Annotated in this window: 10 protein-coding genes; 8 read left to right on the top strand and 2 right to left on the bottom strand. The window is 63.2% G+C overall.

Annotated elements, in window-relative coordinates; genetic code table 11:
• The 5 genes from AOQ71_RS47125 to AOQ71_RS03870 form a co-directional block, all read left to right on the top strand.
• A partial coding sequence (locus AOQ71_RS47125) for an adenine deaminase C-terminal domain-containing protein (RefSeq protein WP_283809565.1) occupies nt 1-753 on the top strand: 753 nt, incomplete at its 5' end.
• Nucleotides 754-905: 152 nt separating this feature from the next.
• Complete coding sequence (gene gcl, locus AOQ71_RS03885; protein WP_057742047.1) at nt 906-2690, top strand: glyoxylate carboligase; 1785 nt, start codon at nt 906-908, stop codon at nt 2688-2690.
• Between the two features lie 11 nt (nt 2691-2701).
• On the top strand, nt 2702-3487 hold the full coding sequence (hyi, locus tag AOQ71_RS03880; protein ID WP_057742042.1) for a hydroxypyruvate isomerase: 786 nt from the start codon (nt 2702-2704) through the stop codon (nt 3485-3487).
• A gap of 95 nt (nt 3488-3582) precedes the next feature.
• Nucleotides 3583-4470, top strand: coding sequence for a 2-hydroxy-3-oxopropionate reductase (locus AOQ71_RS03875; RefSeq protein ID WP_057742038.1), 888 nt, complete (start codon nt 3583-3585; stop codon nt 4468-4470).
• Nucleotides 4471-4585: 115 nt separating this feature from the next.
• Complete coding sequence (locus AOQ71_RS03870; protein ID WP_057742034.1) at nt 4586-4969, top strand: DUF1236 domain-containing protein; 384 nt, start codon at nt 4586-4588, stop codon at nt 4967-4969.
• A gap of 74 nt (nt 4970-5043) precedes the next feature.
• Here the strand turns inward: AOQ71_RS03870 and AOQ71_RS03865 are convergent, their stop codons facing one another.
• Nucleotides 5044-5640: a thiamine pyrophosphate-dependent enzyme gene (locus AOQ71_RS03865; RefSeq protein WP_057742086.1), complete on the bottom strand. Its 597-nt coding sequence runs from the start codon at nt 5638-5640 to the stop codon at nt 5044-5046.
• Between the two features lie 8 nt (nt 5641-5648).
• Complete coding sequence (locus AOQ71_RS03860) at nt 5649-6206, bottom strand: thiamine pyrophosphate-binding protein (protein WP_057742029.1); 558 nt, start codon at nt 6204-6206, stop codon at nt 5649-5651.
• Between the two features lie 252 nt (nt 6207-6458).
• Between AOQ71_RS03860 and AOQ71_RS03855 the strand changes: the two genes are divergently transcribed.
• The 3 genes from AOQ71_RS03855 (at nt 6459) to AOQ71_RS03845 (ending at nt 8394) form a co-directional block, all read left to right on the top strand.
• Nucleotides 6459-7508: a hydroxyacid dehydrogenase gene (locus tag AOQ71_RS03855; RefSeq protein ID WP_057742025.1), complete on the top strand. Its 1050-nt coding sequence runs from the start codon at nt 6459-6461 to the stop codon at nt 7506-7508.
• Nucleotides 7509-7613: 105 nt separating this feature from the next.
• Entirely contained in the window at nt 7614-8063 is a 450-nt protein-coding gene (locus tag AOQ71_RS03850; protein WP_057742021.1) for a flagellar basal body rod protein FlgC, read from the top strand.
• 118 nt (nt 8064-8181) lie between these two features.
• Nucleotides 8182-8394 carry a hypothetical protein gene (locus tag AOQ71_RS03845; protein WP_057742018.1) on the top strand — a complete coding sequence of 71 codons (213 nt, stop codon included), beginning with the start codon at nt 8182-8184 and terminating at the stop codon, nt 8392-8394.
• The last annotated feature ends 195 nt before the right edge of the window (nt 8395-8589 follow it).

Here is an 8589-nt window from a genome sequence, read left to right as displayed (position 1 = left end):
GATCTCGTGCTGATGGACGACAATCTCAAGCCGCAATCGACCTGGTATGGCGGCGAGCTCGTGGTGGAGAACCGCAAGATCACGCCGCGCCTCGATCAGGCGCTGTCGCAGCGCTATCAATATCCGAAGGCGGCCTACGCGACCGTGAAGCTGCCGGAGAAGATCAAGCTGACGCCGGAGCTACCGACAAAGGCGTGCACCGTCAACGCCATCAAGACCGCGCTGCCCGGCATTACGCTGATCCACGAGAAGGTCGCGATCGAGCCGGCCAAAGATTGGCCGTCGCTGTTCGCGCGCTATGACCTGTGCTTCGTCACTGTCGTGGAGCGTCATGGCAAGTCGGCCGGCAATGTCGCCTATGGTCTCCTCAAGGACTTCGGGCTGAAGCGGGGCGCAGTTGCCTCCAGCGTCGGCCACGACAGCCACAACATCATCGTCGCCGGCACCAACGAGCGCGACATGCAGGTCGCGATCGCTGCGATCAAGGGGCAGCAGGGCGGCGTCTGCGTCGTCGCCGACGGCAAGGTGCGGGCGCTGGTGCCGCTGCCGATAGCGGGCCTGTTGTCGGACAAGCGGGTGACGGAGGTGGCCGAAGAGGTCAAAGTGTTGAAGAAGGAATGGGCCGAGGCCGGCTGCACCATCCCCTACATGGGATTCAATCTGATTCCGCTATCGGTCATTCCGGAAATTCGCATCACCGACAAGGGCTTGGTGCTGGTGCCGCAGATGGAGCTGGCGCCGTTGTTCGAATGACCAGCTTTCACGTATTTCTCGATCTAACCAATTGAGACCGCCGCGTTTTTCCAGCGGCTGCCGCATCGTGGAAAAAAAATCGATCTCGTTGAGATGTGCATCTGCGCACCTGATGATCTCGCTCGCTGAATTAAACTTGAGCGAGGTCCGATATGGCGAAGATGCGAGCCGTCGATGCAGCCGTGCGTATCCTGGAGAAGGAAGGCATCTCGACCGCCTTCGGCGTTCCTGGGGCGGCGATCAATCCGCTTTACTCGGCGCTGAAGAAGCGTGGCTCGATCCGCCACATCCTGGCGCGCCATGTCGAGGGTGCCTCGCACATGGCCGAAGGCTATACACGGGCCAAGGCCGGCAATATCGGCGTCTGCATCGGCACCTCGGGGCCGGCTGGCACCGACATGATCACAGGCCTCTATTCGGCGATCGCCGATTCCATTCCGATCCTCTGCATCACCGGCCAGGCGCCGCGGGCGCGGCTCTACAAGGAAGACTTTCAGGCCGTCGACATCGAGTCGATCGCAAAGCCGGTGACGAAATGGGCGGTGACCGTGCGCGAGCCGGCGCTGGTGCCGCGCGTCTTCAGCCAGGCGTTTCATGTGATGCGTTCGGGCCGGCCTGGGCCGGTCCTGATCGACATGCCGCTCGACGTGCAACTCGCCGAGATCGAGTTCGACGACGAGACCTATGAGCCGCTGCCGGTCTACAAGCCTGCCGCGACCCGTAAGCAGGTCGAGAAGGCGCTGGAAATGCTCAACGCCGCCGAGCGTCCGCTGATCGTTGCCGGCGGCGGCATCATCAATGCCGACGCCTCCGACCTGCTGGTCGAATTCGCCGAGATCGCCAATGTGCCTGTGGTACCGACGCTGATGGGATGGGGCACGATCCCCGACGATCACGTGCTGATGGCCGGCATGGTCGGCCTCCAGACCAGCCACCGCTACGGTAACGCTACGCTGCTGGAGTCCGATTTCGTGCTTGGCATTGGCAATCGCTGGGCCAACAGGCACACCGGCTCGGTCGAGACCTACACCAAGGGCCGCAAATTCGTTCACGTGGATATCGAGCCGACGCAGATCGGGCGCGTGTTCAACCCCGATCTCGGCATCGTGTCGGACGCGAAGGCCGCGCTCGAACTCTTCGTTTCCGTTGCCCGGGAGTGGCGACGTTCCGGCAGGCTCCGCGAGCGCCAGGCGTGGCCCGCGTCCTGCCGCGACCGCAAGAAGACCATGCTGCGCAAGAGCCATTTCGACAACGTTCCGATCAAGCCGCAGCGCGTCTATGAGGAGATGAACAAGGCGTTCGGCCGCGACACCACCTATGTCACGGTGATCGGCCTGTCGCAGATCGCCGGCGCGCAGTTTTTAGGCGTCTACAAGCCGCGTAACTGGATCAATGCCGGGCAGGCCGGGCCGCTGGGCTGGACCCTGCCGGCAGCGCTCGGCGTGCGTGCGGCGTGCCCGGATCGCGACATCGTCGCGCTGTCCGGCGACTACGACTTCCAGTTCCTGATCGAGGAGCTCGCGGTCGGAGCGCAGTTCAATCTGCCCTACATCCACGTCGTCGTGAACAATTCCTATCTCGGCCTGATCCGCCAGGCCCAGCGCGGCTTCGAGATGGATTATCACGTCCAGCTCTCCTTCGAGAACATCAACGCGCCGGAGATCGGCGTCTACGGCGTCGATCATGTCGCGGTGGCCGAAGGCCTCGGCTGCAAGGCGATCCGCGTCACCGATCCCAAGGACACGCAGGCCGCGTTCGCGACCGCGCGCGAATTGATGGCGAAGCACCGCGTGCCCGTGGTGGTGGAGTTCATCCTCGAACGCGTCACCAACATTGCGATGGGCACCGAGATCGACAACATCGTCGAGTTCGAGGAGGTGCTGAATTTGCCGCTCGACGAGGTCGGGTCTGCGCGCGCGCTGCAGCCGGCAGAATAGGGGACAGCATCATGCCGAAATTCGCCGCCAACCTCACCATGCTCTTCAACGAGATGCCGTTCATCGACCGCTTTGCCGCGGCGAAGGCCGCGGGCTTTGTCGGGGTCGAGTATCTCTTTCCCTACGATTTCGACAAGGCGCAGCTCCGCGAACAGCTTGAGGCCCACGGGCTGACCCAGGTGCTGCACAATCTCCCCGCCGGCGACTGGACCGCCGGCGAGCGCGGCATCGCGATCATGCCCGATCGCACCGCCGAATTCCGCGACGGCGTGTTTCGCGCCATCGATTATGCCAAGGCGCTCGATTGCGAGCAGCTCAATTGCCTCGTCGGCATCGCACTTGCGGACGCCGATCCGCGCGAGCTTCAGGAGACGTTGGTCGGCAATTTGCGCTTTGCGGCTTCGACGCTGGCGCGGGAGAACATCAAGCTGCTGGTCGAGCCGATCAACACGCTCGACATTCCCGGCTTCTTCCTCAATGGCACGGAGCAGGCGCTACGGCTGATCTCCGAGGTGCGGTCGAACAACCTGTTTGTGCAATACGATATCTATCACATGCAGATCATGGAGGGTGATCTCGCTCGCACCATGCAGGAATACCTTCCGCAGATCGCCCACATCCAGCTCGCCGACAATCCCGGCCGGCACGAGCCCGGTACCGGCGAGATCAACTATCCCTTCCTGTTCCGCCATCTCGACGCGATCGGTTATCGTGGCTGGATCGGCTGCGAATACAAGCCGCGCACCACGACGCTGGAAGGCCTGTCCTGGCACGCCGCGCAGACATTTGAGACGTGAGACGCAGCCGCAGCGGCGGTGCGCTCCCTCTCCCGCTTGGGGGAGAGGTGAGCGAGCGCGCGGATCGACTTACCTGATCGAGAGGAAACGAGACCATGATCGACATCGGATTCATCGGACTTGGCACCATGGGACGGCCGATGGCCGGCCATCTCCTTGCTGCGGGCCATCGCCTATTCCTGCACGACATTGCGCCCGTCGCGCCCGAGTTGATTGCCGCAGGCGGCGTCGCCTGCAAATCGGCCAAGGAGGTCGCGGAGGAGGCCGATGTCGTCATCATCATGGTGCCCGACACGCCGCACGTCGAGGCGGTGCTGTTCGGCAAGGACGGCGTTGCGGGCGGCCTCTCCAAGGGCCAGATCGTGGTCGACATGAGCTCGGTCTCGCCGCTGGCGACGAAGGAATTCGCCAGGAAGATCGAGGCACTCGGTGCGGACTACCTCGATGCGCCGGTGTCCGGCGGTGAGGTCGGCGCCAAGGCCGCGAGCCTCACCATCATGGTCGGCGGTCCCGAGCGGGCCTTTGGCACCATGAAGCCGATCTTCGACAAAATGGGCAAGAACGTCACGCATGTCGGCGCCAATGGCGACGGCCAGACGACCAAGGTCGCCAACCAGATCATTGTGGCACTGACGATCGAGGCGGTGAGTGAAGCGCTGCTGTTCGCCTCCAAGGCCGGCGCCGATCCTGCGCTGGTGCGCAAGGCGCTGATGGGTGGCTTCGCCTCGTCGCGGATTCTCGAAGTGCATGGCGAGCGCATGGTGAAGCGCGATTTCGATCCCGGCTTTCGCATCGAGCTGCACCAAAAGGATCTCAATCTCGCGCTCGAAGGCGCGCGCGCTCTCGGCCTGTCGCTGCCGAGCACGGCAGTCGCGCAGCAACTGTTCTCGTCCTGCACCGCACATGGCGGCAAGGGCTGGGATCATTCGGCGATGGTGCGTGCGCTGGAACTGATGGCGGGCCACGAGATCACAGCCAGCTGAATTGTTACGGCGTAACACTCTCAAGGTTTAATGCAACTTTCGTCACAGGGGAACCGGAACAATGGTCCGCCCTCGCGGGTTGAAAGCGCACCCAACAACACTGGAGAGTGTAGATATGAAGACCCGTCTTGTGATTTCGTTGGCTGCCGCGTCGCTGCTGGCGTCGAGTGCAGCCTTTGCTCAGTCGACGACCGAAGAAGGCGCCAGGAACGGCGCACGCACGGGCGGTGAAGTCGGCGGCCCGATCGGCGCGATGGTTGGGGGCACCGTGGGTGCGGCGGTCGGCGCCGGTCTCGAGATTCCGAACGCGATCCTCGGCGGCATCCCGCGCGATGATTCGGTCGTGATTCACGAGCGCGTCGAGGTCGGCGAGCCGCTGCCCCCGACCGTGGTGCTGCGCCCCGTGCCGAACTACACCCAGTATCGCTACGCAGTGGTGAATGATCGCCGCGTGATCGTCGAGCCGCGCACGCGCCGGGTGATCAAGATCATCGACTGATCCGGTTGAACGTCAGGAATTGAAATGGCCCCCGGAGTGACGCTCCGCGGGGCCTTGTCGTCGACCATTGAATGTCAGAGCGGCTCGCGCACGCCGAGGCCGTGCATGAAGCGCTCGCGGATCTGCACGGGATCCCGGCGGGTGGTGCCGACGCCGGGTTTGTCGTCGATGCGGAGCGCGATCAGGCTGGGCTCGTCAGCCGACATCGCCTGATCGACCAGCCGCTCGAAATCCTGTTCGTCCGCGGCCCATGCGCTGTTGGTGAGGCCCGAGCCCTGTGCGATTGCAACGAGATCGGCGACGCCAGCGGCGGGCGTCGGCTGCGCACCGGTGATCTGGTAGATGCCGTTGTCCATCACGATCATAGTCAGGTTCTTCGGCTTCAAGGCCGCGATCGTCGAGAGCGCGCCGAGTTGCATCAGCAGTGAGCCGTCGCCTTCCAGCGCGAATACGCGTCGATCGGGCTGCGCCAGCGCCACGCCGAGTGCGATCGGGAAGGCGAGCCCCATGCTGCCCAGCATGTAAAAGTTCTGCGGGCGGTGGCCAGCGGCCCAGAGGTCGAAATTGGTATTGCCGATGCCGCCGATCACCGCTTCCCCCTGCTTGAGTTTTGCGATCAGGCGCGACGTCACATCGAAGCGATTCATGATCTTGGTATTGGTATTGTTCATGACGGCGCTCACTTCTCGAAGACCTTGCCGCCCGTGAGCAGCGGGCTGAGGATCAGCGCCACCGGCGCCTGTGTCGTGACGGCCTGCTTGATCGAGCGGTCGACGATGAATTCCAGCTCGTCGAGCCGGGTGATGGTGTGGTGCTCAATCGCCAGCGAATCCAGCACCGGGCGCATGGTGCGGCAGACCAGCGACTGGCCGTAGTTGAATTCGCCCAGCGTACCGCGCTCGGAGACGAACATGATCAGCGGGATCTGGTAGGGCACCGCGAGCGAGGCGAGGGTGTTTGCCAGCGTTGCAAAGCCCGAGGTCTGCATCAGCACCGCGCCGCGCCGTCCGCCCATCCAGGCGCCCGAGACGATGCCGACGGCCTCTTCCTCGCGGGCGGTGGCAAAGGTCGTAAAGAAAGCATCGGCGTGCAGATTCTTGATCAGCGGCGTCAATACCCGGTCGGGCACGTAGGGGATGAGACGGATTTCATTCCGCTTCAGGGTTTGCAGGACGATGCCATGCCAGCTCGTGTCGCCGGATGCCTGCGTCGAATTATGCTGCTCCGCAATCGCCATTGCGTTCTCCCTCGCGCCGCACATGCTTCTTCTTTGGCCGTCTTCTTTTGCCGTCCCGGCGTTTGCCGAACTTGACGGAGCGGACGGGATTGTCAACATGTCCGGGCCGGCACCGTGATCTGCGCCAGACGGGCTTCCGTGGCCGGCACCGCCGTGCCACAAGCGGGATAATGAGAAACGGGAGGAACGCTAGGAACGGACGCGCATTGCGCTGACCTTGCGAGCCTCCGCGACAGAGCCGGAAGGGTCCTGATGTCGGTCAACAGCAAGCGCGTCTTCTACGTCAAATACCTGGCCAACCCTGTTTACATCGACATCCTGAAGGCGCGGTCCGACGTACGGCTCGACCGCATCGAGAACGAGAGCCCAGAGGATTTTTACGCGCCGATCCTGAGCGCGGCGCATGTCTATCAGATCGGTGCCGCGCGCGACGAGTTGGCGCCGCACTTCCATGTCGACGCCGCCTTCCTGAAGCGCACACCAAACCTGCTCCTGGTCTCCAGCAACGGCGCGGGCTTCGATCCCGTCGATGTCGAGGCCTGCACGGATGCAGGCGTGCTGGTCGTCAACCAGTCCGGCGGCAACGCGCATTCGGTGGCCGAGCACGCACTGGCGATGATGTTGACCCTGTCCAAGCGTATCATCCAGTCCGATCGCCGGCTGCGCCGCGAGGCCAATGTCAATCGCAACGAGCTCGTCGGCAACGAGGTCGAGCACAAGACCGTCGGCATCATCGGTCTCGGCAATGTCGGCCGCCGCATCGCCGCGCTCTGCAAGGGCCTGCTCGGCATGACGGTGCTGGCTTACGATCCCTATCTCAGCAAAGAGGTGATGGCCGAGCGGGGTGGCGAGAAGGTCGAGCTTGACGAACTGCTGCGCCGAGCCGATTTCGTTTCGATCTCCTGCCCGCTCAACAAGGGCAGTCGCAACATGATCAGCGTGCGCGAATTCGGCCTGATGCAGCCGCACGCCTATTTCATCACCACCGCACGCGGATTCATCCACGACGAGGATGCGCTGCTCCAGGCACTGCGCGACAAGCGCATCGCCGGTGCCGGTCTCGACGTCTGGTCCAAGGAACCGCCGCCGCCGGAACATCCGCTGCTGCAGTTCGACAACGTGCTGGCAAGCCCGCATACGGCGGGTGTGACGATCGAAGCGCGCCGGAATATGGGCCGCATCGCAGCCGAGCAGGTGCTGGAGACGCTCGACGGCAAGCGGCCGCCGCGCATCATCAATCCCGAGGTCTGGCCCGTCTATGCCGAGCGCTTCAGGCAGGCCTTTGGCGTGACGCCGGGGTAGCGGCGAAGCGCTCTCTGCGCTGGTTACGCGGATGAAAACGGAACGCAACGGATTTTACTGATTGCGTCAGTGAACGCGTATGACTTGTCCTGTAGATCAGGGCCCATGAGCATCTCTTCGATTGCGACGTCAGGACTTTCTGCGGCGAGTTTGCGAGCGAACGTGGCCGCCCGCAACATCGCCAATGTTCGAACGACGGGTCCGCTGCCCGCGTCAAGCGGATCGGGCGCACCGGCCGGTGCGGGCAGTTCGGGCATTGCTCCCACGTTTCCGGCGGCCTATGTGCCGCTACGCGTCGACCAGGTCGACCAATCGAGCGGCTCGACGCCGGGCGGTACGGTCGCGACCGTGTCGACGGTGTCGCCGAGCTATATTGCACAGTTCGACCCGAGTGCTCCCTTCGCAAACCAGGATGGCCTGGTCGCAGCGCCTAATGTCGATCTTGCTGACCAATTCGTTCAGCTGGCGACCGCAAAATACAGCTTCATGGCCAATTCCAAGGTCATTCAGGCCTATTCCGAGACGGAAAAGTCCCTGCTCGACATCACCGCCTGATTGCTGACGGACTGTATCGGTGGCGGGAACCGCCGCCTTGCCTTGATCCGCGTCAAAATCTCCCTCCCCCAACCGGCTTAAATGGGATTAGAGTGCCGGCGGCGCAGCAGGAGGTCCCATGTCAACTTATGTCGTCAGGTTCATGAAGGACGTGCTCGGGGAGTACGGCCGGCAGAGCGAAGTTTGTCAGGGTACGCTCGAGATCGACGCTATCGACGAGATCGAGGCCACGGAGCGAGCGAAGGCAAAATTCTGCAAGGACCAGGCGTTGCATCACTGGTCGTTGCATGCCGATCGCATCCAGGTCAGACCGTCCGATTTTCCGTCGTGAGGGCTAGCGGCCCGGCGCTGTGACCGGCGGGGGAGCCGTCGTCCCCGCACCGGGCGAACGTTGCACCATGAATAGCCATGGCATGTCCCGAATGTGCGGAGACGGATACGTCTCTGCAGTCGTCCGTGAAGAGCGGCTAAGCGATTGAGCTGGGATCGCAATATTCGTTGTGGCCTGTTTTGGGATTGCAGGGTT

The sequence above is a fragment of the Bradyrhizobium manausense genome (assembly GCF_001440035.1).
GTDB classification, from domain to species: domain Bacteria; phylum Pseudomonadota; class Alphaproteobacteria; order Rhizobiales; family Xanthobacteraceae; genus Bradyrhizobium; species Bradyrhizobium manausense.
The sequence above is the reverse complement of the archived record's forward strand: the minus strand, read 5'-3'. Positions and strand labels throughout refer to the sequence as shown.